Source organism: Pseudomonas citronellolis (genome assembly GCF_900112375.1).
Lineage (GTDB): Bacteria > Pseudomonadota > Gammaproteobacteria > Pseudomonadales > Pseudomonadaceae > Pseudomonas > Pseudomonas citronellolis.
In genome coordinates this window covers 1-21,946 of record NZ_FOLS01000013.1, presented here as the reverse complement: position 1 = coordinate 21,946, position 21,946 = coordinate 1, and the positions used below count along the sequence as shown (strand labels likewise).

Below are 21,946 nucleotides of genomic sequence, written 5' to 3'. Positions count from 1 at the left end.
CGAACTTTCATTCGACCGAAAACAGCAGGGTTCTTCACTTTTAGAATGCTAGGTATTTCCCGCCCGGCAATATAGCCGCTGCGCGTAAAAACACCCTCGCCAAATAGTATATGAATCCGCAATCCATAAGGTCTGCAGAGGCTCTTGATGTTCTGCTGGTTCATGTTCCGCCTTCGCTTGAAACCATTCTGCAATATTCAAAAAACAAGAATCGGCCCCGGTTTGGGGACAAGGTCTTCGCCGGTGGCGGAGAACTTTGTGGGAACCGAATTAATTGGGTGGCAGTTGCCGCCTTTATCGGATTTCAGGAGATTCTTGATGCGTAGTATTTCTGCACTGGGCGGGATGGGGATTTGTACCGGGGCATTGCTCGTCCTGAGTGTTCCGGCGCATGCGGGGGTCGATGCCAGGTTGCTGGAAATGCTCAAGGCCAATGGCTCGATCAGCGCCGCCCAGTACACCGAACTCACGGCCGAGCTGGACAAGGAGAACCAGGCTGCCGCGGAGCAGGCCAAGGCGAAGAAGGAGCAGATGAGCGCCTTCGAGCAGAGCATCGCCTGGGCCGCCAGGACCCAGGTGAAGGGCGACGTCCGCGTGCGCCAGGAAACCGTGCATGCGCAGAACAGCGGCAGCAAGGGCGACCAGAACCGCCAGCGCATCCGCGCGCGGGTCGGCTTCTACAGCCAGATCAACCCGCAGGTGGACACCGGCATCCGCATCGCCACCGGCAGCGGCGACGACGCCCGCTCGACCAACCAGAGCATGGACAACTACTTCGACAAGAAGCAGCTGTGGCTGGACCAGGCCTACATCGACTTTCACCCCGCGGCGCTGAAGAACCTGCACCTGATCGGCGGCAAGATGAACCAGCCGTGGGTCAGCGAAGGCGATGTCATCTGGGACGGCGACATCAACCCCGAAGGCTTCGCCGCCACCTACAAATACCCACTGGGCGGCAGCGCCGAGCTGTTCGGCAGCGCCGGCTACTTCAACCTGAAGGACAACGTCGACGGCGAAGGCTACGCCTTCCAGCATGACCTGCGCCTGTACAGCGGCCAGTTCGGCGCCCGCTTCGCGCCCATCGACGGCATCAAGGCGACCCTCGGGGCGAGCCTCTACGCCTACGACAACGACACCGACAGTGCCTGCGGCTCGGCCACCACGACGCCGTGCCAGCTTTCCGCCAACGGCAACACCACCAGGGACTTCCGCCTCTACGAAGGCTTCGGCCAGCTGGACTTCGGCAACCTGCCGGTTCCGCTTTCGCTTTATGGGCAATACGTGGTCAACCAGGCGACCGATAGCAGTGAAGATACGGCCTGGCTGACCGGCGCGAAGACCAAGGTGGGTGACTTCAGCTTCGACTACAACTATCGCGACGTGCAGCGTAATGCGGTGGTCGGGGCATTTACCGATTCGGACTTCGCCAATGGTTACACCGCATCTCGTGGTCACAAGTTCAAAGTTGCCTACGACATCGACAAGAACTTCGCCCTGGGTGCCACTTATTTCATGGCCAGGTCGGATGCCGCCAGTGGTTCGCGTAAAGATGCGGATATCGATACGTTGCAATTGGATCTGGAGGCGAAGTTCTAGGTTAGTTGCGGATTTAAAGATTTTTCGAAGTATCAGTTGATACCGCGTACTCCATATATCGAGGGTTGTCCATTGACTTCATTCAAACCGCCTTGAGTTCGTGAATGCCGGCTTCGGCCGTCCGATTCATTCCCCTTGGCCGCCACGACGACCCCATGCGTCGTGGCGGCTTTTTCATGGGGGATCGGAGAGCTTTGCGTAGGAGCAACTGTCTTGCGCCGAGGTGCTCTTCGTAGGATGGGTTGAGCTTGCGAAACCCATGCGGTGGCGGTGATGGGTATCGCTTCGCTCAACGCCATCCTACGAAAAGCCGTGCTTCCTGGAACCGTAGGGCCCTGCCCGCGATTTCGCGCGCAGGGCGCGCTCCTACATGGGCACGGTGCCGGGGCAGCCCGCAGGAGCGGATCTTATCCGCGAATCGCGTTTGCGAATGGTGCGTGCCTGTGGCTTTGGGGGTTAGGGAGAGGGGCTCTTGGACCTGCCACCGATGTTCCGGCCCGCAGCCGAAAATCGCGGATAAGGTCCTCCTCCGGTCCGATGGGGGAGCGCCCGAGGGTGGGATAACTCGCCGGCGTCCATGTCTGGCCCCCTCGGGCGCTCGGTTCCACTATGTTTTCGCCGGAGGCCGGAAACGAATGACCTGGGTCAAGGCTTCCGGACTGTTTCCATGCGCAATGAGCACACCATCCTATCGTTCAGGTCCGGCGCTTCCTGCTCCCTGGCTGATCTAGGCCAGCGGGGCCATTCCCGCCAGGCCGTGGCGGGATCAGCTCCCTTGTACCCAGTCGCGGGGATCCTGGGAGAAGTAGTGCCTGTTCAGGTCCATGGCGTCGTAGGCGGCGGGATCGGCGTCGCGCTTCGCCCGGGCTTTCTCCAGCTGGGCGCAGCCCGTGGAGAAGAGCAGGGCGAGCAACGGAATGACGATGGAAAGGTTTTTCATGTTTGAACCTGCCAGGGTGAGTTGAAGCGGAATAGGTGGTTTGCGCTGCCGTCGGATGGCTCGCTGGCGTGGAGGGCTTGCCGTCGTGCAGGTGTCGCTGTCCGCCGCCGGGGTGGCGATGCATGGGCGTGGCTCTTCCGATGGGTGGGGACGCGCGGCCTCAACTCGTCCGCGCGTAGAGCAGCAGGCCATAGCCCAGCAGCATCAGCGGCCAGGCCACGGGCGGCCCGAACAGCAGCGCCCAGAGCCGGCCGCGCGGGTCGAAGCCCACGCCGTGGACGAAGCCGCCGCTCACGCCGAGCATCACCAGCATCAGCAGGCCGTGGCTGTAGCCGCCGTTGGCGTCGAGCATCAGCGCCGGGTGGATCAGCAGCACCAGCGCCAGCGGCGCCGCCAGCAGCAGCGACAGCGCGCGGCTCCAGCGGCGGCGCAGGGCGCGTTCAGGACTGGCGGCGGTCATCGCTGTCCAGGTCCTGGGTGGTTTCCAGCCAGAGGGCGTTGATGATGCCGAAGCTGCAGGCCAGCAGCACACCGAGAATCCAGGTGAAGTACCACATGCTTGTCGCTCCTCAGTAGAGTCCGTGGGGGTTGGCGTCGATGTGCCCGCGGTTCAGCCGGCCCCACATGCGCACGTAGCCCCAGAGCGTGTAGCAGAGGATCAGCGGCACGAAGATGCAGGCCACGGCGAACATGATGCCGAGGGTCTTGTGGCTGGACACCGCGTCCCACAGCGTCAGGCTGGCCGCCGGGTTCTCGCTGGAGGGGAAAACGAAGGGGAACAGCGCGAAGCCGGCGGTGCAGAGGGTGCCGACGATGGCCAGGGCGCTGCCGAGGAAGGCCAGGCCGCCCCTGTTGCCGCTGGCGCTGGCCAGGGCGAGCAGCCCGCCGAGGATGCCCAGCGCCGGGGCCAGCAGCGTCAGCGGCTGCTTGTGGTAGTTGGCCAGCCAGCCGGCGTTGTCCAGCGTCACCTGCTTGTGCAGCGGGTTGAGCACGGCGTTGCCGTCCACCGCCGAGGCCAGGCTGAAGCCGTGCATGCCCAGGCTGAGCCACAGCCCGGCGCCGATGAAGGCCGCCAGGTACACCAGCGCGCACAGTTGCGCGGCGCGGCGCGAGCGTTCGGCCAGTTCGCCGTCGGTGCGCAGCATCAGCCAGGCGCCGCCGTGCAGGCAGAGCATGCTCAGGCTGACCACCCCGGCGAGCAGGGCGAAGGGGTTGAGCAGGGCGAAGAACGAGCCGCTGTAGGTCGGCCGCATCATTTCGTCGAGGTTGAACGGCAGGCCCAGGAACAGGTTGCCGAAGGCCACGCCGAACACCAGCGCCGGGACGCAGCCGCCGACGAACAGCGCCCAGTCCCAGGCCGCGCGCCAGCGCGGGTTCTCCAGCTTGCTGCGGTAGTCGAAGCCCACCGGCCGGCAGAACAGCGCGAACAGCACCAGCAGCATGGCCCAGTAGAGCCCGGAGAAGGCGGTGGCGTAGACCATCGGCCAGGCGGCGAAGAGCGCGCCGCCGGCGGTGATGAACCACACCTGGTTGCCGTCCCAGTGCGGGGCGATGGTGTTGATCGCCACGCGGCGCTCGTGGTCGTCCCGGGCGACGAAGGGCAGCAGCGCCATGGCGCCCATGTCGAAGCCGTCGGTGAGGGCGAAGCCGATCAGCAGCACGCCGATCAGCACCCACCAGGTGATCTTCAGGGTTTCGTAGTCCATGGCGGGTTCCTCAGGCAGTGGCCGGGCGCTGCGCGGCGCCCTGCTCGAAGTGGTAGCGGCCGGTGTGCAGGCTCGACGGGCCGAGGCGGGCGAACTTGATCATCAGGTACATCTCCACCACCAGCAGCAGGCTGTAGAAGGCCACCAGCGCGATCAGCGAGCCCCACAGGTCGTGGGTGCCCAGGCTGGAGGCGGACAGGTGCACCGGCAGCACCTCGCCGATGGACCAGGGCTGGCGGCCGTGCTCGGCGACGTACCAGCCGGTCTGCGCGGCGATCCACGGCAGCGGCAGGCTCAGCAGCGCCCACTTCAGCAGCCAGGGCTTGCGCTCCTCGTTCTTGCGCGCCGAGGCCCAGAAGGCGCAGGCGAACAGGGCGAGCATGAGGAAGCCGCAGGCGACCATGATGCGGAAGCTGAAGAACAGCGTGAGCACGTCGGGGATGGTGTCCAGGGTGGCCAGGCGGATCTGCTCTTCGCTGGCGTCCACCACCTTGTCGGTGTACTTCTTCAGCAGCAGGCCGTAGCCCAGGTTCTGCTTCACATCATCGAAGGCGGCGAGGGTGGCCGCGGACGTGTCGCCGCCGCGCAGCCGCTCCAGCAGCGCGTAGGCCTGCATGCCGTTGCGGATGCGCGCCTCGTGCTGCACCAGCAGGTCCTTGATGCCGGTGACCTCCTTGTCCAGCGAGCGGGTGGCGATGATGCCCAGCGCGTAGGGAATCTTGATCGCGTAATGGGTGCGCATCTGCTCCTGGTCGGGGATGCCGAACAGGGTGAAGCCGGCCGGCGCCTGCTCGGTGCTCCACTCGGCCTCGATGGCGGCCAGCTTGGTCTTCTGCACGTCGCCGATCTCGTAGCCGGACTCGTCGCCGAGGATGATCACCGAGAGGATCGAGGCCAGGCCGAAGGCCGAGGCGATGGCGAAGGAGCGGCGGGCGAAGCCCTGGTCACGGCCCTTGAGCAGGTAATAACTGGAGATGGCCAGGACGAAGATCGCCCCGGTGACGTAGCCGGCGGCCACGGTGTGCACGAACTTGACCTGGGCCACCGGGTTGAACAGCAGCGCGCCGAAGTCGGTCAGCTCCATGCGCATGGTCTGGAAGTTGAATTCCGCGCCCACCGGGTTCTGCATCCAGCCGTTGGCGATCAGGATCCACAGCGCCGAGAGGTTCGAGCCCAGCGCCACCAGCCAGGTGACGCTCAGGTGCTGGACCTTGGACAGGCGATCCCAGCCGAAGAAGAACAGGCCGATGAAGGTGGATTCGAGGAAGAACGCCATCAGCCCCTCGATGGCCAGGGGCGCGCCGAAGATGTCGCCGACGTAGTGGGAGTAGTAGGCCCAGTTGGTGCCGAACTGGAACTCCATGGTCAGCCCGGTGGTGACGCCGAGGGCGAAGTTGATGCCGAACAGCTTGCCCCAGAACTGCGTCATGTCCTTGTACACCTGCTTGCCGGTCATCACGTAGACCGACTCCATGATCGCCAGCAGGAAGGCCATGCCCAGGGTCAGCGGCACGAACAGGAAGTGGTACATCGCCGTCATGGCGAACTGCAGGCGTGACAGGTCGACTACGGCTTCGGAAATCATCACGGGGACTCCTTGGCGGGGGATGAGGTGGGGGTGGATACGGGGTCGGGGGTGCCCAGCAGGTGCGCGCTGACCTGCCGTTCGCCCTCGGCGGGAAGGGTGGGGTGGTCGAACCAGATGGCCTTGATGGCCAGGAGCAGCACCAGCTTGATCAGCAGGATGGCCGCCAGTTCCTTCACCAGCTTCGGGTAGCGGATTGACGCACTCACTTGTGCACCTCCGGAGCGACTGCTGTAATACCCCATAGGGTATGCTGGAAATGCCCTTCCAATGAGATGGCAGATTGACGCAGCAGGCGCCTGGACCCTCGTCCGGCGCCCGGCCCGGCAAGCCGCGCCGCTCATGTTCACCGCGCTGGATGGCCAGCGCGGGACCTGACCAAGGAGATCGTCATGAAAGCGAATGTCGGGACCATCGATCGCGTTGTGCGCATCGTCGTGGGGCTGCTGCTGATCGGGCTGAGCCTCGCCGGCGTGATCGGCTGGTGGGGGTGGATCGGCGTAGTGCCGCTGGCCACCGGCATCTTCCGTTTCTGCCCGGTTTATCCGCTGCTGGGCATCAGCACCTGCGGGAGCTGCAAGCACTCCTGAGGCCGGGCGCGGGCCATGCCCGGCGGCTGCCCCGCCGCCGGGCTGGCTGTGCCCGCCGAACAACGCTACCCTCACGCCCGGGCGCCGGGTTGCCGTGGATGGGAACCCCATGGAGCCTTCACCTCGGGATGCGCGTTGGAAGGTACACGTGAGCAGAAAAAGCGATATCACCCCCCAGGAAGCGATGCTCAACCGCCTGGCCCGGGTCGAGGGCCAGATACGCGGGTTGCAGGCCATGATCCGCCGGGGCGAGGAGTGCGAGACCATCGCGCTGCAGTTCCGCGCGGCGCGCAAGGCCCTGGAAAAGGCCTACCAGGAGCTGCTCGCCTGCCTGCTGGAAGAGGCGTTCGAGGACCAGGAGCAGGACGCGGCGCAGACGCTGCAGCGGGTCCGGGCGATCTTCACGAAATACACCTGAGCGGTGCGTTGCCCTGTCGTTCATATGACGCCCAGCGCCCCCAGGCTGCGGTAGAGCATGTACAGCGCGGTGGCGCCGATCATCGCCGCCGACACCAGGTTCAGGGTGCCCTGGCTGCGCGACAGGCGCGTCGCCAGCCAGGCGCCGCACAGCCCGCCGGCCACCCCGCCGCCGATGAACACCACCGCCAGCGGCCAGTCCACCAGGCCCGAGCGCGCGTAGTTGAGCGCGGTGGTCAGGCCGAAGGCGGTCACTGCCACCAGCGAGCTGCCCACGGCGAAGAGGATCGGCATGCGCGTGGCGGCCATCAGGCCGGGGACGATGAGGAAGCCGCCGCCGATGCCGAAGAATCCCGACAGGGCGCCGGCCAGGCCGCCGAATGCCGCCAGCCGCGGGGCGTTGCCGCGGCCCAGGGCCACCGCGGCGTCGCCTTCGCTGGCGCGCCCGCGCAGCATCAGCGCCGCCACCACCAGCATCAGCAGGGCGAACAGCACCAGCAGCTTCTGGCCGTCGAAGGCCTTGCCCAGGGACGAGCCGAAGAAGGCGCCGACCACCCCGACCAGCGCGAACACCGAGGCGCAGGGCCACTTCACGTTGCCGCGGCGGGCATGGTTGAGCAGGTTGGCGGCGGCGTTGGCGGCCACCGCCAGGGCGCTGGTGCCGATGGCGACGTGGGGGTTGTCGACGCCGACCAGGTAGACCATCAGTGGCACGGCGAGGATCGAGCCGCCCCCGCCGACCAGGCCGAGGGTGAAGCCCACCAGCGAACCGGCGGCGGCGCCGAGCAGGTACTGCAACAGGCTGAGGGTCGGCATCGCGGCTTCCTCAGGCGGACTGTTCGGCGCGGCGCCGGCCGGGCGCGCAGAGCCACTCGCGGCCCTTGAGCATGGCGTTCCAGTAGATGCCCGGCAGCGCCTCGGACTTCAGGTGCCAGGCCAGGCGCGACGGCTTGCGGCCATCGAGCAGCCAGCGCGGGAAGGTGGGCAGCAGCTTGCCGCCGTAGCCGAACTCGGCGAGCACGATCTTGCCGCGCTCCACGGTCAGCGGGCAGGAGCCGTAGCCGTCGTAGGCCGCCGTCAGGGGCTGGCCGTCGAGGCAGGCGAGGGCGTTGTGCGCCACCACCGGCGCCTGCTTGCGCGCCGCCGCGGCGGTCTTGGCGTTGGGCGCGGCGCTGGCGTCGCCGAGGGCGAAGACGTTGGCGAAGCGCGCATGGCGCAAGGTCACCGGGTCGACGTCGATCCAGCCGCCGTCGCCGGCCAGCGGGCTGCTGCGGATGAAGTCTGGAGCGGTCTGCGGCGGGCACACGTGGAGCATGTCGAACTCGCGCACTTCCTCGTGGCGCTGGCCGTCGGCATCGGTGCGGGCGAAGGTGGCGGTGCGCGCCGGGCCGTCGACGGCCGCCAGGGTCGAGCCGAAGTTGAGCTGGGCGCGGTAGCGCTCGACGTACTCCATCAATGCCGGCACGTAGTCCGCCACGCCGAACAGCGCGGCGCCGGCGGTGTGGAACTGGATATCGATGCCCTCCAGGCGGCCACCGCGCAGCCAGTGGTCGGCGGACAGGTACATGGCCTTCTGCGGCGCGCCGGCGCACTTGATCGGCATCGGCGGCTGGGTGAAGAGCGCGCGGCCGCGGTGCAGGCCGCGCACCAGCTGCCAGGTGTAGGGCGCCAGGTCGAAGCGGTAGTTGGAGGTCACGCCGTTGCGCCCCAGGGTGTCGGCCAGGCCGGGGATGGCGTTCCAGTCCAGCTTCAGGCCGGGCGCCAGGACCAGCACGCGGTACTTCAGGCTGGCGCCGTTGGCCAGGATCACGCGGTCGTCCTGGGGCGCGAAGGCCGCCGCGGCGGAGCGTTCCCAGGCCACGCAGTCGGGGATCAGCGCCGCCATCGGGCGCACCGTGCGGTCCTGGGTGAAGACGCCGGCGCCGACCATGGTCCAGCCCGGCTGGTAGTAGTGCTCCGTGGCCGGCTCGACCATGCAGATGCTCAGGTTCTGGCGGCGCTTGAGCAGGCTGGCGCAGGTAGCCAGGCCGGCGGCGCCGGCGCCGATCACCACCACGTCGTAGGTGGGCTCGCCACGCCCCGGGCGGGGGCTGGCGGCGGCCTGCAGGCGCGGGCGCAGCTGGCCGAGGTCGAAGCCGGCCCGGGCGGCGCGGGCGAGTATGTCGTCCAGGGGCCGTTGCCCGGCCTGGGACAGCGCCCAGAGGGTGGCCGAGCGGGTGCCGGTGCGGCAGTAGGCGAGCACCGGGCCGGGCAGCTGCTCCAGGGCGGCGGCGAAGGCGTGGACGTCGGCGTCGCCGATGGCGCCGCTGATCACCGGCAGGTAGGCGAACTCCAGGCCCTGGGCGGTGGCGGCCGCGGCCATGGCCTGGCTGCCCGGCTGGTCGTCGGCCTCGCCGTCGGGGCGGTTGCAGACCAGGCTGCGGATGCCGGCGGCGGCCAGGGCGGAAAGGTCTTCGGGGTTCAGTTGCGGGGCGACGCAAAAGCCATCGTCCAGGGGCAGACGTTGCATGGCGGATTCCTCTTCTTCTTTCGGCGGCGCAAGGCAAGGGGAGGGCGGCGGGACAGCGGCCGTCATGGCCCGCCGTCGGCGGCTCAGAGCAGGTTCAGCGGCAGCTTGAGGTAGCGCACGCCGTTGTCTTCCGGCTCCGGCAGGTGGCCGCCGCGCATGTTCACCTGCACCGAGGGCAGCATCAGGCGCGGCATCGGCAGGGTGGCGTCGCGGGCGTCGCGCATGGCGACGAACGCGGCCTCGCTCACGCCGTCGTGGACGTGGATGTTGCCGGCGCGCTGCGCGCCGATGCTGGTTTCCCAGGCGTAGTGGTCGCGGCCGGGGGCCTTGTAGTCGTGGCAGAGGAACACCCGCGCCGGCTGCGGCAGGCCGAGCAGCCGGCGGATGGAGCGGAACAGCGTGGCGCTGTCGCCGCCGGGGAAGTCGCAGCGCGCGGTGCCGTAGTCGGGCATGAACAGGGTGTCGCCGGGGAACACCGCATCGCCGATCACGTAGGCCATACAGGCCGGGGTATGCCCGGGCACGTGCAGGGCGATGGCCTGCAGGTTGCCGATGCGGAAACTTTCGCCATCCGCGAAAAGATGGTCGAACTGGCTGCCGTCGCGGGCGAAGGCGCTGCCGGCGTTGAAGATCTTGCCGAAGGTCTGCTGCACCCGAGTGATCCGCTCGCCGATCGCCAGGCGCCCGCCCAGGCGTTCCTGCAACAGCGGCGCGGCGGACAGGTGGTCGGCATGGGCGTGGGTTTCCAGCAGCCAGGACACCCGCAGGTCGTTGGTCCGGACGAACTCCACCAGGGCCAGGGCCGACTCCTGGTGGGTACGGCCGCTGGCCTGGTCGAAGTCGAGCACGCTGTCGATGATGGCGCAGGCGTTGCTGGTGGGATCGCGCACCACATGGCTGACGGTGAAGGTGGCTTCGTCGAAGAACGAGGTGACCTGCGGGGCGGGGGCGCGGCCGCTGGTGGCGTCGTCGACCAGTGCGCTGGCGGCGGCCAGGGCGGCATCGGCGTGGAGGGCGGACATGGGGGACGTCTCCTGCGACATTGACCTGAATCATGCTTACACTATTTCTTTAATAGTGCAATTATGAAAACGTCGAAGTGTCGCCGTCGACGCTACCGGGCCGGGGCGGTAGCATGACGGGCCTGTTCAGCCGAGGATCTGGATCACCGTGGAAGCCAATGCCTGTTCCGCTCCCTCCATGCCGCCGCTGCGCCAGAACGACCGTGCGCCGGAGTTCCGCGCCCGCACCACCCGCGGCGACGTCGCCCTGAGCGACTACCGTGGCCGCTGGCTGCTGCTGTTCTCCCACCCGGCGGACTTCACCCCGGTGTGCACCAGCGAGTTCATCGCCTTCGCCCGCGCCAAGCCGCGCTTCGACGCACTGGGCTGCGAGCTGCTGGCGCTGTCGGTGGACGGCCTCTACTCGCACCTGGCGTGGATACGCGACATCCACGAGCGCTTCGGCGTGGCCATCGACTTCCCGATCATCGAGGACCCCTCCATGGCCATCGCCCGCGGCTACGGCATGGTCGGCCCCGACGCGGTGGACAGCTCGACCACCCGGGTCAGTTACGTGATCGATCCGGAGGGCATCATCCGTGCCCTGAGCTGGTACCCGATGAACGTCGGCCGTTCGGTGGAGGAGCTGTTGCGCCTGGTCGCCGCGCTGCAGGCCACCGACCGGCACGCCGCTTCCACGCCGGAGGGCTGGCAGCCCGGCGGCGCGCTGCTGGAGCCGGTGGCCCTGGATGCCCATGAGGCGTTGCAGGTCGAGCCCGGCCCGGACGAAACCTGGTACTACCGCTGGAAGAAACCATGAAGGCGCCGGCCGACGAGGGCCTGGAAGCCCTGAAGGAACGCGCCAACGACGCCGCCGAACTGCTGCGCCTGCTGGCCAACCCGACGCGCCTGCTGCTGCTCTGCCAGATCGCCCGTGGCGAATGCTCCGTGGCGGAACTGGAACGCGACCTCGGCCTGCGCCAGCCCGGCCTGTCGCAGCAACTGGCCGAACTGCGGCAGAACCAGCTGGTGAAGACCCGCCGCGAATCCCGCTCGATCTACTACAGCCTGGCCGACGCCCGCGTGCAGGTGCTGCTGGAAGCGTTGCACGAGGCGCTGTGCGGCGATCCGCAGCTGCAGCAGGTTGCCAGGCTCCCCGCCAGGGCGACGCCGGCGCCCGGGGAGAGCGCGCGCTTCGCCCGTATCGAGCGCTAGGCCTGCTGCCGGCGGTAGGCGAGGAACTCGCGGCCCTCGCGCGAGTTGAGGTTCAGCGACCACACCGGGCGCGGCAGCTCCAGCGCGCCCGAGCCCCAGTCCTGCAGGTAGGTGAGCGAGAAGTCCACGCCGCGCCGGCAGGTGGCCGCGTCGTAGCCGAGGCTGGCCATGGCCATGTGCACGCAGGCGTCGATGTATTCGTTGGGCTGTTCCACGCCCTGCAGGATGGTCTGGATGCTCAGGGCCGAGGCGCCCATGAGGAAGTCGGTGGCGGCGTCGAGGCGTTCGAAGTGGAGTTCGCCGGCGGCGCGCCCGCTTTCCAGGTCGCGGCCCATGTACTCGGCCACCAGGGCGTGGTGCGGCCAGACGTCGACGCGGGTGACGAAGCCGGCCCACTTGCGGTCCAGCAGGGCGCGCACCAGGAATACCCGGAAGCCCACCGAGATGCGCTTCCACGGCTCCTCGAGGATGTCGTAGAGCGGCAGGATGTCGGTGGTCATCTGGTTGCTCAGGTCCTGGCCGAGGGCGACCAGCACCTGGTCCAGGGAATCGAAGTAGCGGTAGAAGGTGCCGCGCGAAACCTTGGCCTCGCGGATCACGTCGTCGATCACCGGCGCGGCCGAGCCGGGCTCGGCGAATACCCGCATCGCCGCGTCGAGCAGGCGCGTGCGCATCAGCAGGCGTTTCTTCTCCGCCATCTTCGGGCGGTGGTCGGGGCTGGCCCGTCCGCGGGGGGAGGGCTGCTCGCTGTCTGGCACGGGCTTTATCTCCTTGAGTGACAAAATGTCATTGTTAAAAACTATGCCGATTGTCGGGTGGATAAATTTATTTGATCGCACCCCTTGTACGAGCGGGGCGTCTGTCCTACATTGCTGCTCAATGTCGGAATGACAAGTATGTTCTATCTGTAGCGTATTCGTCGGTCCGGCGCTTTCGTCATAAAAACAACAGGAGACGAAAAATGATCCGTAACGCCTTGCCGCCCCGCCTGTCCCGCCCGCTTCCTCCGCCGCCGCGCCGCAAGCGCCCGCGCGCCTGATATTTCCCCGAATCCCTAGCCACTCGGGTAACCGTATGCCTTCGGGGCCATCAAGGTCCTGAGCGCCGACGCCTGCCCGCGAGGAATCCATTGCCATCCAGTGCGCCCTGGCGCCACGGCCGGCGGGATTCGTTCGCCCAGAACAAATGAATGACATTTTAGTCATTGTGACATACAAGGTCGAAGCCATGAAAGAAGCGATGAAAGTGTCCGACGTAAGCGTGCTGCCGCTGGCCGAGCAGCGTCCGTCCCTGCAGGAACTGGTCAAGCGCGCCGAAGCGCTGCAGCCGCTGCTGCGCAAGAACGCCGCGGACTCGGAGAAGAATCGCCGCGCCGCCGAGGAGAACATCCAGGCCATCCGCGACGCCGGGCTGTTCCGGCTGATGGTGCCCAAGCGCTTCGGCGGCCACGAAGGCACCCTGCGCTCGCACCTGGAAGTGTCCGCGGCGCTCGCCGAAGGCTGCGGCGGCACCGCCTGGGTGGCCGCGCTGACCAACGTCTGCGCCTGGTTCACCGGCCTGTTCAGCGAGCGCGCGCAGAACGAGGTGTTCGGCGCCAACCCCGACGCCCGCGTGTCCGGCGTGTTCAACGCATCCCCCAACACCCGCCGCGTCGAGGGTGGCCTGATCGTCTCCGGCAAGTGGTACTTCTCCTCCGGCAGCCTGCACGCCGACTGGGCCGCCGTGGGCGCCGAGGAGCGCGACGCCAACGGCGCGCTGGTGGCCCAGTACCTGGCGCTGATCCCGCGCGAGCAGTTCTGCATCGAAGACACCTGGTTCACCACCGGCATGCGCGCCTCGGGCAGCAACTGCATCGTCGCCGAGGAAGTGTTCGTGCCCGACCACCGCCTGCTGAACATGGGCGCGGCCATCGAGGGCGAATACCCCACCGAGTTCAAGGACGAGGCCAGCTACCGCCCGCTGTTCGTGCCCTTCGCCGCGCTGATCCTCAACGGCCCGCAACTGGGCCTGGGCCGCGCCGCGCTGAAGTACGTGATCGACAACGCGCCGCGCCGGGCCATCGCCTACACCTCGTTCGAAAAGCAGACCGACTCGGTGCTGTTCCAGGCCCAGGTCGCCGAGGCCGCGCTGAAGGTCGACAGCGCCGAGCTGCGCGCCTTCCGCGCCGTCGACGAGATCGACGCCGCCGCGCGCGAGGGGCGCAAGCTCGACGCCACCACCCGCGCGCGCATCCGCGCCGACGTCGGCCTGGTCAACACCCACATCACCGAGGCCATCAACATCCTGCTCACCGCCCACGGCGCCGGTAGCTTCGCCGAGACCAGCCCGATGCAGCGCTGGTGGCGCGACTCCAACACCGCCGCGCGGCACGCCGTGGCCCTGCCGAGCATCGGCCTGGAGCTGTACGGCAAGGCGCTGCTGGGCGTGGAAAACACCGTCACCCCGCTGATCTGACCGGGAGGGCAACCCCATGGACCCTAAACTCCTGCGTTCGGTGATGGGCCAGTTCGCCACCGGCGTCACCGTGATCACCTACCTCGCCGACGGCGAGCCGGCCGGCATGACCGCCAACGCCTTCATGTCGGTGTCGCTGGAGCCGCCGCTGATCCTCGTCTCGGTGCGCAACGCCTCGCGCTTCAACCAGTGGGTGAAGGAGGGCGTGCGCTACGGCGTGAACTTCCTCGCCGAGACCCAGCGCCCGCTGAGCGCGCACTTCGGCGGGCGCCCGGAGGAGGGGCTGGAGCTGCCGTTCTGCCAGCACCAGGACACCCCGCTGCTGGACGGCAGCCTAGTGCAACTGGTGGCGCGCACGGTGGACGTGCACCCGGCCGGCGACCACCAGCTGTACATCGGCGAGGTGGAACACCTGCGCATCGGCGAGCAGCGCAAGCCGCTGCTGTTCTACAGCGGCCGCTACCACCAGATGCACGCCCGCTCGCCGGGCGCCGAATGGAACGGTAGCCGCGAAGGCTGGTAGGCCCGCGCACCGACGATTGACCGCGCGAACGCCACGGCGCCCCCGCAGGGGGCGCCGGAGGGCGGCTCGCGTCTGCGAAACCCTGATCGAGCGAAGAACCATGACAGCCAGGATCACCGAATCATCCCGCGAGCGCGCCGAACAGGACAGCGACCGCCAGGAAACCCACGAATGGCTCGACGCCCTGGAGGCCGTGGCGCGCAGCGCCGGCGGCGAGCGCGTCGACTTCCTCCTGCAACGCCTGGCCGAGCACGCCAGCCACCTGGGCGTGCGGCCCTCGGCGCACCCCTATTCGCTGTACCAGAACAGCATCCCCCTGGAGCGGCAGCCGGCCTTCCCCGGCGACCTGGCCATGGAGGAACGCATCACCTCGATCATCCGCTGGAATGCCCTGGCCATGGTGGCGCGGGCCAACAAGGCCTATGGCGAGCTGGGCGGCCACATCGCCAGCTACGCCTCGGCGGCGGAAATCTTCGAGGTCGGCTTCAACCACTTCTTCCGCGCCGACAGCGCCGCCGGCAAGGGCGACCTGGTGTACTTCCAGCCGCACTCGGCGCCCGGCGTCTACGCCCGCGCCTTCCTCGAAGGGCGCCTGGGCGAGGAACAACTGCAGCGCTACCGCCAGGAAGTGGACGGCGGCGGCCTGTGCTCCTACCCGCACCCCTGGCTGATGCCGGACTTCTGGCAGTTCCCCACCGGCTCCATGGGCATCGGCCCGATCAGCGCCATCTACCAGGCGCGCTTCCTCCGCTACCTGGAGCACCGCGGCATCGCCGACACCGCCCGGCGCCACGTCTGGGGCGTGTTCGGCGACGGCGAGATGGACGAGCCGGAATCCCTCGCCGCGCTGTCCCTGGCCGCCCGCGAGAAGCTCGACAACCTGACCTTCGTGATCAACTGCAACCTGCAGCGCCTGGACGGCCCGGTGCGCGGCAACGGGCAGATCATCCAGGAGCTGGAAGCGCTGTTCAGCGGCGCCGGCTGGAACGTGATCAAGGTGATCTGGGGCTCGGACTGGGACGCGCTGTTCGCCCGCGACCGCAACCACGTGCTGCTGCGCCGCTTCGCCCACACCGTCGATGGGCAGTACCAGACCCTCGGCGCCAACGACGGCAACTACAACCGCGCGCACTTCTTCGACCTCGACCCGGAACTGCAGGCGCTGGTCTCGCACATGAGCCCCGAGGAGATCGACGGGCTGCGCCGCGGCGGCCACGACTTCCGTAAGCTGCACGCCGCCTTCGCCGCGGCCAAGGCGCACGACGGCCGGCCGACAGTGATCCTGGCCAAGACCAAGAAAGGCTTCGGCATGGGCCAGGCCGGCGAGTCGCGCAACACCTCGCACCAGCAGAAGAAACTCGACATCGACGCGCTCAAGGCCTTCCGCGACCGCTTCGCCCTGCCGCTGGACGACGCCGCCCTGGAAGAAATGCGCTTCTACAAGCCGGCCGAGGACAGCGCCGAGCTGCGCTACCTGCGCGAGCGCCGCGAAACCCTGGGCGGCTACCTGCCGTGCCGCGTCGGCCAGGCCGAACCCTTGGCGCTGCCGGCGCTGGAGAGCTATGCGCAGTTCGCCCTGCAACCGGACGAACGCGAAAGCTCGACCACCACCGCGGTGGTGCGGCTGTTCTCCAACCTACTCAAGGACAAGCAGCTGGGCCCGCGCATCGTGCCGATCGTCGCCGACGAGGCGCGCACCTTCGGCATGGCCAACCTGTTCCGGCAGATCGGCATCTACTCGCCGGCCGGCCAGCTCTACGAGCCGGAAGACGCCGGGGCGATGCTCTACTACAAGGAGGCGCGCGACGGCCAACTGCTGGAAGAGGGCATCACCGAGGCCGGGGCGATTTCCTCCTGGGTCGCGGCGGCCACCTCCTACAGCGTCAACGGCGTGGCCATGCTGCCGTTCTACATCTACTACTCGATGTTCGGCTTCCAGCGCATCGGCGACCTCATCTGGGCCGCCGCCGACCAGCGCGCCCGCGGCTTCCTGATCGGCGCCACGGCCGGGCGCACCACCCTGGCCGGCGAGGGCCTGCAGCACCAGGACGGCACCAGCCAGCTGATCGCCTCCACCGTGCCCAACTGCCGCGCCTACGACCCGGCCTTCGCCAGCGAGGCGGCGGTGATCATCGATCACGGCGGCCGGCGCATGCTCCAGGAGCAGCACGACGAGTTCTACTACCTGACGGTGACCAACGAGAACTACGTGCAGGCGCCGCTGGACGCCGCGCAGCACGCCGACGTGATCAAGGGCATGCGCCTGTTCGGCACCCGTGGCGAGGGCAAGCCGGCGGTCCGCCTGCTCGGCTCCGGGGCCATCCTGCGCGAGGTCATCGGCGCCGCCGAACTGCTCGCCGAAGAGTGGGGCGTGGCCAGCGAGATCTGGAGCGTCACCAGCTTCTCCGAACTGGCCCGCGAGGCCCGCGAGGTCGAGCGCGAGCAACTGTTCGGCGATGACAGCGAGGCGCGCAGCCACCTGCAAACCTGCCTGCCGGGCGAGGTGCCGGTGGTGGCCGCCAGCGACTACGTGCGCGGCTATGCGCAGCTGATCGCGCCCTACCTGCAGGCGCCATACACCGCCCTGGGCACCGACGGCTTCGGCCGCAGCGACACCCGCCCGGCGTTGCGCCGCTTCTTCGAGCTGGACCGCCAGCACATCGCCCTGGCGGCGCTGGCCGGCATCGACCGCGACAAGCATGCCCAGGCCCGCGCGCGCTACGCCATCGACGGCGCCGCCGGCGCCCCCTGGAACCGTTGAGGAGTGAATGCCATGCAACAACTGATGGTTCCGGATATCGGCGACTTCAAGGACCTGCCGGTGGTCGAGGTGCTGATCAAGGCCGGCGACGTGGTCGCCGTGGAACAGCCGCTGATCGTGCTCGAATCCGACAAGGCGGTGATGGACGTGCCCAGCACCCTGTCCTGCACCATTCGCGAAGTGCTGATCAAGCCGGGCGACAAGGTGTCGCGCGGCAGCGTGATCGCCCATATCGAGCCGGCCGGGGAGGGTGCTGCTACTCCCGCTGCACCTGTGGCTCCCGAGGTTGCGCCCGTCGTGGCGAAAGCCGAGCCGGTGGCCGCCGCTCCTGCGCCTGTCGCCCCCGCCCCGGCACCCAGCACCGAAGAAATCCGCAAGCCACAACTGGCCCTGGCCGGCCCGGCGGTGCGCAAGCTGGCCCGCGAACTGGCCGTGGACCTCGACCAGGTGCCGGCCAGCGGCCCCAACGGCCGGGTGCTGCGCGAGGACGTGCTGGCCTACGTCAAGGCCCAGCGTGAACAACCGGCTGCGGCCAAACTCGGCGGCGGGCTCGACCTGCTGCCCTGGCCGCAGGTGGACTTCGCCCAGTTTGGCCACGTCGAGCGCCGCACGCTGTCGCGCATCAAGCGCATCTCGGCGGCCAACCTGCACCGCAACTGGGTGAGCATCCCCCACGTCACCAACCACAGCCAGGCCGACGTCACCGAGCTGGAGGCGCTGCGCGTGCAGCTCAACCACGAGGCGCGCGAAGGGCAGGCCAAGGTCACCCTGCTGGCCTTCCTGATCAAGGCCTGCGTGGCGGCGCTGCAACGCTTCCCGCAGTTCAACGTGAGCCTGGAGGGCGACGAAGTGGTGCAGAAGCACTACTTCCACATCGGCTTCGCCGCCGACACCCCCAACGGCCTGGTGGTGCCGGTGATCCGCGATGCCGAGCGCAAGGGCATCGCCGCGCTGGCGCAGGAGATGGCCGAGCTCTCGCAACTGGCCCGCAACGGCAAGCTGAGCCCGGCGCAGATGCAGGGCGGCTGCTTCTCGATCTCGTCCCTGGGCGGCATCGGCGGCGGCCACTTCACGCCGATCATCAACGCGCCGGAAGTGGCGATCCTCGGCGTCGGCCGCGCCGAGCTGCAACCGCGCTGGAACGGCAGCGCCTTCGAACCGCGCCTGCAGCTGCCGCTGTCGCTGTCCTGGGACCACCGCGCGGTGGACGGCGCCGAGGCCGGGCGCTTCCTGGCCTACCTGGCGACCCTGCTCGGCGACTTCCGCCGGGTGCTGGTCTGAGTACGACAACAAGGAGAACGGATATGACTGCTTCCCAAGCCACGCCCGCCGAGCGCATCGTGCCGATGAAAATGGCCCACCTGGTGTTCCGCTGCGCCGACCGCAAGGCCATGGTCGACTGGTACCGCAAGCTGTTCCAGGCCGAGCTGGTGTTCGAGGACGACATCCTCACCTTCATCACCTACGACGACGAGCACCACCGCCTGGCCTTCTTCAACATGCCGCACCTGCCGCCCAAGGCGGAGGAAACCACCGGCATGCACCACATCGCCTACAGCTACGCCAGCATCGCCGACCTGCTCAACACCTACCTGCGCCTGAAACAGGAGGGCATCCGCCCCTACTGGTGCATCAACCACGGGCCGACCACCTCGCTGTACTTCCGCGACCCGGAGCACAACGACATCGAGCTGCAGGTGGACAACTTCGTCGAGGCCGCCGACGCCGCGGCCTTCTTCCACAGCGAAACCTTCGCCAACGACCCCATCGGCCTGGAGTTCGACCCCGACGCCATGGTCGCGCTGTGGCGCAGCGGCGCCAGCGACGCCGAACTCTGCCGGCTGGGCACCGCTGCCACCGGCACCCGCACCGTACTGGGATAAGGAAACGACCATGAAACTCTGCACCTTCAAGACCCCCGGCGGCCTGGTGGGCGTCGGCATCGTCAACGGCGACGGCATCATCCGCGTCGCCGACCACCTGTCCGCCGCGCCGCGCGACATGGCCGGGCTGATCGGCGAATGGCAGTTCTGGCAGGAGCCGCTGCAGCGCCTGGCGCAGATCCAGAAGGCCGACTTCGTCCTCGACGAAGTGACCCTCCTGGCCCCGCTGCCGCGCCCGGGCAAGATCCTCGGCATCGGCCTGAACTACGCCGACCACGTCGCCGAGTCGGGCATGGCCACGCCGGCCGACCAGCTGTGGTTCGCCATGATGAACACCGCGGCCAACGGCCCCTATGCGCCCATCGACCTGCCGCTGGTGTCGGAGCAGCTGGACTACGAGGCCGAGATGGTCTTCGTGATCGGCAAGCGCTGCCGCCACGTCAGCCGCGAGCAGGCTCGGGACGCGATCTTCGGCTACTGCGTGGGCAACGACGTGAGCGTGCGCGACTGGCAGCTGCGCACTTCGCAGTTCGTGCTCGGCAAGTCGTTCGACGGCCACGCGCCCTTCGGCCCCTGGCTGGTCACCCCGGACGAGGTGGGCAACCCGCACGAGCTGGGTATCCGCTGCTTCGTCAACGACGAGCAGCGCCAGGAGTCCAACACCCGCGAGCTGATCTTCGACTGCTACCAGCAGGTCGAGCACCTGTCCAAGGTGATGACCCTGGAGCCGGGCGACGTGATCTTCAGCGGCACCCCCGGCGGCGTCGGCGCGGGCTTCAAGCCGCCGCGCTGGCTGCGCGAGGGCGACCGGGTACGGGTGGAGATCGACGGCCTGGGCGCCATCGAGAACGTCGTCCGCGCCGAGCGCGCGGTGGGAGACGGCCATGCACGCTGAAGCCATCCGCGAGGAAATCCTGCGTCTGGAAAGCGAACGCTGCCGCGCCCTGGTGCAGCGCGACCTGCAAACCCTGGCGGCGCTGATGGACGACGCCCTGGTGCACGTCCACGCCACCGGCAAGGTGGACGACAAGGCGCAGTACCTGGAAATGGTCGCCAGGCACATCGACTTCCTCCGCGTCGAGCGCAGCGACATGCGCGTGCGCGTGCTCGGCGACACCGCCATCGCCAGCGGCCGCCTGGAGCAGGCCATCGTCCTGCGCGAGAGCGGCGAGGAGCGGCTGATGAAGGCCTACGCCACCCAGGTGTGGCTGCGCGGGGAGGGCGGCTGGCGGCAGTGCGCGTTCCAGGCCACCCACCTCTGACTGCGTGAATCCGCGGGCCGGCAACGGCCCGCGCCGGCAGGGACGCCGGGCCTCACCCCACTGACAGAACAACAACAAGAGTCCACTTCCATGAACAACATCCGGGTGAAAGCGCTGGGTGCGGTGCTGGCCGCCTTCGCGATAATCGACTGCCATGCCGAGCCGGCCGACGAACCCGCCGAAGGCACGCTGTTCCGCAGCCTGTTCGGCGACAGCCTGCAACGCGACTACGGCATCAGCGTCTCCAACCTGCTCGACATCGGCTACTCGCGCAACAACCGCTCGACCCACGACGAGCGCCGCGACGGCCTGAGCAACTTCCCCATCACCGGCATGTCCGACGAAGGCCTGGAACTGGGCAGCCTGCACCTGTTCGTCGACAAGGCCCTGCAGGGCACCTTCATCCCGCGCATCACCCCCTTGTCCGGGCCCAGGCCCGAGGCCTTCTCCTTCGGTTTCACCTTCGAGGCCAACTACGGGCGCAACGCCCAGTTCGCCCGCACCTACGGCTGGGACATGGGCCTGCAGCTGAACCAGAAGGACGCCGCCAAGGCGCAGAAGGACGAGGACCTGTTCCTGGCGCTGCCCAACTTCGCCGCCACCGCCTACCTGCCCTACGGCCCCGGCATCAGCCTGATGGCCGGGGTGTTCGGCCCGGCCCAGGGCTACGAGATCCCGCCCAACGTGCGCTTCGCCCGCAACCCCTTCGCCAGCAAGACCTACGCCTTCGTCAGCGAGCCGGGCACCGTGGCCGGCGTGCTCGGCAGCGTGCGGGTGAAGAACGACGACAGCGGCATCCTCGGCCTGGAACTGGGCGTGGTGCAGGGCTGGAACAACCTGCGCGACAACAACGACAGCAAGTCGCTGATGGGCGCGTTGCGCTGGCGCACGGCGGACATGAACACCTGGGTGGACTACGAATTCCTCGTCGGCGACGAACAGAACGACGGCTATTCCGACGTCCAGGCGCCGCCCTCGCGGGTGATCGCCGACAGCGGCCAGCTCAAGCAGCAGCACTCGCTCAACGGCTGGCACAAGTTCAACGACCAATGGTCCATGGGCGCCGAACTGGTCTACGGCCACCAGGCCGGCGACGGCAAGGCCAGCACCGTCGACGTGGTCACCGGCCCGGGCTTCGACGGCGCGCACTGGTGGGGCGCCAACGCCGTGGTCACCTGGCAGTTCCACCCACAGGTGTCGCTGTCCGTGCGTGGCGAACACTTCGAGGACCCGGACGGCTACGCGCTGTTCCCCACCAGCACCGCCCGCGGCAACTACAACGCGCTCACCACCGGCCTGCGCTGGGACGTGACCAGGAGCCTGGTGCTGCGCCCGGAGCTGCGCTACGACTGGTTCGACGCGCGGGACCACGACCGCCCCTACGGCAACGGCCGTGATCGCACGCGGCTGGGGACGATGGTCGAAGCGCTGTATTACTTCTGACGCGTTCCGTTGCCTCGAAGTGCTTTTCGTAGGATGGGTTGAGCCTGCGAAACCCATGCGG

23 protein-coding genes are annotated in these 21,946 nt (G+C 68.1%); 13 read left to right on the top strand and 10 right to left on the bottom strand.

Translation table 11 applies throughout. The features are described from left to right. Window positions 1-318 precede the first annotated feature (318 nt). On the top strand, window positions 319-1,596 hold the full coding sequence (locus BM060_RS13905; RefSeq protein WP_074980617.1) for a putative porin: 1,278 nt from the start codon (window positions 319-321) through the stop codon (window positions 1,594-1,596). Window positions 1,597-2,362: 766 nt separating this feature from the next. Here BM060_RS13905 and BM060_RS32965 read toward each other — a convergent pair. The 6 genes from BM060_RS32965 to cydP form a co-directional block, all read right to left on the bottom strand. Beyond that, a complete protein-coding gene (locus BM060_RS32965) occupies window positions 2,363-2,536 on the bottom strand; it encodes a hypothetical protein (protein WP_159458817.1) in 174 nt (57 codons plus the stop codon). Between the two features lie 160 nt (window positions 2,537-2,696). Beyond that, on the bottom strand, window positions 2,697-2,996 hold the full coding sequence (locus BM060_RS13900; protein WP_043318342.1) for a cyd operon YbgE family protein: 300 nt from the start codon (window positions 2,994-2,996) through the stop codon (window positions 2,697-2,699). Further along, entirely contained in the window at window positions 2,977-3,093 is a 117-nt protein-coding gene (cydX, locus tag BM060_RS13895) for a cytochrome bd-I oxidase subunit CydX (protein ID WP_009623142.1), read from the bottom strand. Before cydX ends, BM060_RS13900 begins: the two co-directional genes overlap by 20 nt. A 12-nt stretch (window positions 3,094-3,105) precedes the next feature. Continuing rightward, window positions 3,106-4,242 carry a cytochrome d ubiquinol oxidase subunit II gene (gene cydB / locus BM060_RS13890; RefSeq protein ID WP_074980616.1) on the bottom strand — a complete coding sequence of 379 codons (1,137 nt, stop codon included), beginning with the start codon at window positions 4,240-4,242 and terminating at the stop codon, window positions 3,106-3,108. A gap of 10 nt (window positions 4,243-4,252) precedes the next feature. After that, complete coding sequence (locus BM060_RS13885) at window positions 4,253-5,827, bottom strand: cytochrome ubiquinol oxidase subunit I (RefSeq protein WP_074980615.1); 1,575 nt, start codon at window positions 5,825-5,827, stop codon at window positions 4,253-4,255. Then, a complete protein-coding gene (gene cydP, locus BM060_RS13880) occupies window positions 5,827-6,036 on the bottom strand; it encodes a cytochrome oxidase putative small subunit CydP (RefSeq protein ID WP_043272039.1) in 210 nt (69 codons plus the stop codon). The genes BM060_RS13885 and cydP overlap by 1 nt, the downstream gene beginning before the upstream one ends. A 183-nt stretch (window positions 6,037-6,219) precedes the next feature. Here cydP and BM060_RS13875 point away from each other — a divergent pair, with 183 nt between their 5' ends. Together BM060_RS13875 and BM060_RS13870 are read left to right on the top strand one after the other, a co-directional pair. Continuing rightward, window positions 6,220-6,417: a YgaP family membrane protein gene (locus tag BM060_RS13875; RefSeq protein WP_074980614.1), complete on the top strand. Its 198-nt coding sequence runs from the start codon at window positions 6,220-6,222 to the stop codon at window positions 6,415-6,417. 184 nt (window positions 6,418-6,601) lie between these two features. Next, window positions 6,602-6,835 (top strand): metal-sensing transcriptional repressor, encoded by a 234-nt coding sequence (locus BM060_RS13870; protein WP_009623131.1) that lies wholly within the window; start codon window positions 6,602-6,604, stop codon window positions 6,833-6,835. A 20-nt stretch (window positions 6,836-6,855) separates the two neighbouring features. Here the strand turns inward: BM060_RS13870 and BM060_RS13865 are convergent, their stop codons facing one another. The 3 genes from BM060_RS13865 to BM060_RS13855 form a co-directional block, all read right to left on the bottom strand. After that, complete coding sequence (locus BM060_RS13865) at window positions 6,856-7,650, bottom strand: sulfite exporter TauE/SafE family protein (RefSeq protein WP_074980613.1); 795 nt, start codon at window positions 7,648-7,650, stop codon at window positions 6,856-6,858. A gap of 10 nt (window positions 7,651-7,660) precedes the next feature. Continuing rightward, a complete protein-coding gene (locus tag BM060_RS13860; RefSeq protein ID WP_074980612.1) occupies window positions 7,661-9,343 on the bottom strand; it encodes a bifunctional protein tyrosine phosphatase family protein/NAD(P)/FAD-dependent oxidoreductase in 1,683 nt (560 codons plus the stop codon). Window positions 9,344-9,426: 83 nt separating this feature from the next. Then, window positions 9,427-10,365, bottom strand: a complete 939-nt coding sequence (locus BM060_RS13855; RefSeq protein ID WP_074980611.1) for an MBL fold metallo-hydrolase — start codon at window positions 10,363-10,365, stop codon at window positions 9,427-9,429. Window positions 10,366-10,513: 148 nt separating this feature from the next. Between BM060_RS13855 and BM060_RS13850 the strand changes: the two genes are divergently transcribed. Then, window positions 10,514-11,164, top strand: coding sequence for a peroxiredoxin (locus tag BM060_RS13850; protein ID WP_245323042.1), 651 nt, complete (start codon window positions 10,514-10,516; stop codon window positions 11,162-11,164). Continuing rightward, complete coding sequence (locus tag BM060_RS13845; protein WP_074980609.1) at window positions 11,161-11,559, top strand: ArsR/SmtB family transcription factor; 399 nt, start codon at window positions 11,161-11,163, stop codon at window positions 11,557-11,559. The genes BM060_RS13850 and BM060_RS13845 overlap by 4 nt, the downstream gene beginning before the upstream one ends. Here the strand turns inward: BM060_RS13845 and BM060_RS13840 are convergent. Further along, complete coding sequence (locus BM060_RS13840; RefSeq protein ID WP_074980608.1) at window positions 11,556-12,317, bottom strand: TetR/AcrR family transcriptional regulator; 762 nt, start codon at window positions 12,315-12,317, stop codon at window positions 11,556-11,558. The genes BM060_RS13845 and BM060_RS13840 overlap by 4 nt on opposite strands. 481 nt (window positions 12,318-12,798) lie before the next feature. Between BM060_RS13840 and BM060_RS13835 the strand changes: the two genes are divergently transcribed. From BM060_RS13835 to BM060_RS13800, 8 genes are all read left to right on the top strand, one after another. Then, window positions 12,799-14,013 (top strand): acyl-CoA dehydrogenase family protein, encoded by a 1,215-nt coding sequence (locus BM060_RS13835; RefSeq protein WP_245323044.1) that lies wholly within the window; start codon window positions 12,799-12,801, stop codon window positions 14,011-14,013. A gap of 16 nt (window positions 14,014-14,029) precedes the next feature. After that, complete coding sequence (locus tag BM060_RS13830; RefSeq protein ID WP_074980607.1) at window positions 14,030-14,536, top strand: flavin reductase family protein; 507 nt, start codon at window positions 14,030-14,032, stop codon at window positions 14,534-14,536. Window positions 14,537-14,636: 100 nt separating this feature from the next. Continuing rightward, window positions 14,637-17,297, top strand: coding sequence for an alpha-ketoglutarate dehydrogenase (mdeB, locus tag BM060_RS13825; protein WP_074980606.1), 2,661 nt, complete (start codon window positions 14,637-14,639; stop codon window positions 17,295-17,297). Between the two features lie 12 nt (window positions 17,298-17,309). Further along, on the top strand, window positions 17,310-18,578 hold the full coding sequence (gene aceF, locus BM060_RS13820) for a dihydrolipoyllysine-residue acetyltransferase (protein WP_074980605.1): 1,269 nt from the start codon (window positions 17,310-17,312) through the stop codon (window positions 18,576-18,578). Between the two features lie 23 nt (window positions 18,579-18,601). After that, complete coding sequence (locus tag BM060_RS13815; protein ID WP_074980604.1) at window positions 18,602-19,180, top strand: VOC family protein; 579 nt, start codon at window positions 18,602-18,604, stop codon at window positions 19,178-19,180. Window positions 19,181-19,190: 10 nt separating this feature from the next. Then, window positions 19,191-20,075 carry a fumarylacetoacetate hydrolase family protein gene (locus tag BM060_RS13810; protein ID WP_074980603.1) on the top strand — a complete coding sequence of 295 codons (885 nt, stop codon included), beginning with the start codon at window positions 19,191-19,193 and terminating at the stop codon, window positions 20,073-20,075. Then, entirely contained in the window at window positions 20,065-20,442 is a 378-nt protein-coding gene (locus BM060_RS13805; RefSeq protein ID WP_074980602.1) for a nuclear transport factor 2 family protein, read from the top strand. The genes BM060_RS13810 and BM060_RS13805 overlap by 11 nt, the downstream gene beginning before the upstream one ends. A gap of 90 nt (window positions 20,443-20,532) precedes the next feature. Continuing rightward, a complete protein-coding gene (locus BM060_RS13800) occupies window positions 20,533-21,885 on the top strand; it encodes an outer membrane beta-barrel protein (RefSeq protein ID WP_074980601.1) in 1,353 nt (450 codons plus the stop codon). Window positions 21,886-21,946 lie beyond the last annotated feature (61 nt).

Excerpts from the sequence above, each read along its gene's own strand:
- BM060_RS13815 (WP_074980604.1), top strand. The coding sequence starts at position 18,602 with ATGACTGCTTCCCAAGCCACGCCCGCCGAGCGCATCGTGCCGATGAAA.
- cydX (WP_009623142.1), bottom strand. The coding sequence starts at position 3,093 with ATGTGGTACTTCACCTGGATTCTCGGTGTGCTGCTGGCCTGCAGCTTC.
- BM060_RS13900 (WP_043318342.1), bottom strand. The coding sequence starts at position 2,996 with ATGACCGCCGCCAGTCCTGAACGCGCCCTGCGCCGCCGCTGGAGCCGC.
- BM060_RS13875 (WP_074980614.1), top strand. The coding sequence starts at position 6,220 with ATGAAAGCGAATGTCGGGACCATCGATCGCGTTGTGCGCATCGTCGTG.
- aceF (WP_074980605.1), top strand. The coding sequence starts at position 17,310 with ATGCAACAACTGATGGTTCCGGATATCGGCGACTTCAAGGACCTGCCG.
- BM060_RS13845 (WP_074980609.1), top strand. The coding sequence starts at position 11,161 with ATGAAGGCGCCGGCCGACGAGGGCCTGGAAGCCCTGAAGGAACGCGCC.
- BM060_RS13810 (WP_074980603.1), top strand. The coding sequence starts at position 19,191 with ATGAAACTCTGCACCTTCAAGACCCCCGGCGGCCTGGTGGGCGTCGGC.
- BM060_RS13870 (WP_009623131.1), top strand. The coding sequence starts at position 6,602 with ATGCTCAACCGCCTGGCCCGGGTCGAGGGCCAGATACGCGGGTTGCAG.
- BM060_RS13885 (WP_074980615.1), bottom strand. The coding sequence starts at position 5,827 with ATGATTTCCGAAGCCGTAGTCGACCTGTCACGCCTGCAGTTCGCCATG.
- BM060_RS13830 (WP_074980607.1), top strand. The coding sequence starts at position 14,030 with ATGGACCCTAAACTCCTGCGTTCGGTGATGGGCCAGTTCGCCACCGGC.
- BM060_RS13860 (WP_074980612.1), bottom strand. The coding sequence starts at position 9,343 with ATGCAACGTCTGCCCCTGGACGATGGCTTTTGCGTCGCCCCGCAACTG.
- BM060_RS32965 (WP_159458817.1), bottom strand. The coding sequence starts at position 2,536 with ATGAAAAACCTTTCCATCGTCATTCCGTTGCTCGCCCTGCTCTTCTCC.
- BM060_RS13805 (WP_074980602.1), top strand. The coding sequence starts at position 20,065 with ATGCACGCTGAAGCCATCCGCGAGGAAATCCTGCGTCTGGAAAGCGAA.
- BM060_RS13835 (WP_245323044.1), top strand. The coding sequence starts at position 12,799 with ATGAAAGTGTCCGACGTAAGCGTGCTGCCGCTGGCCGAGCAGCGTCCG.
- BM060_RS13905 (WP_074980617.1), top strand. The coding sequence starts at position 319 with ATGCGTAGTATTTCTGCACTGGGCGGGATGGGGATTTGTACCGGGGCA.
- BM060_RS13865 (WP_074980613.1), bottom strand. The coding sequence starts at position 7,650 with ATGCCGACCCTCAGCCTGTTGCAGTACCTGCTCGGCGCCGCCGCCGGT.
- BM060_RS13855 (WP_074980611.1), bottom strand. The coding sequence starts at position 10,365 with ATGTCCGCCCTCCACGCCGATGCCGCCCTGGCCGCCGCCAGCGCACTG.
- cydB (WP_074980616.1), bottom strand. The coding sequence starts at position 4,242 with ATGGACTACGAAACCCTGAAGATCACCTGGTGGGTGCTGATCGGCGTG.
- mdeB (WP_074980606.1), top strand. The coding sequence starts at position 14,637 with ATGACAGCCAGGATCACCGAATCATCCCGCGAGCGCGCCGAACAGGAC.
- BM060_RS13800 (WP_074980601.1), top strand. The coding sequence starts at position 20,533 with ATGAACAACATCCGGGTGAAAGCGCTGGGTGCGGTGCTGGCCGCCTTC.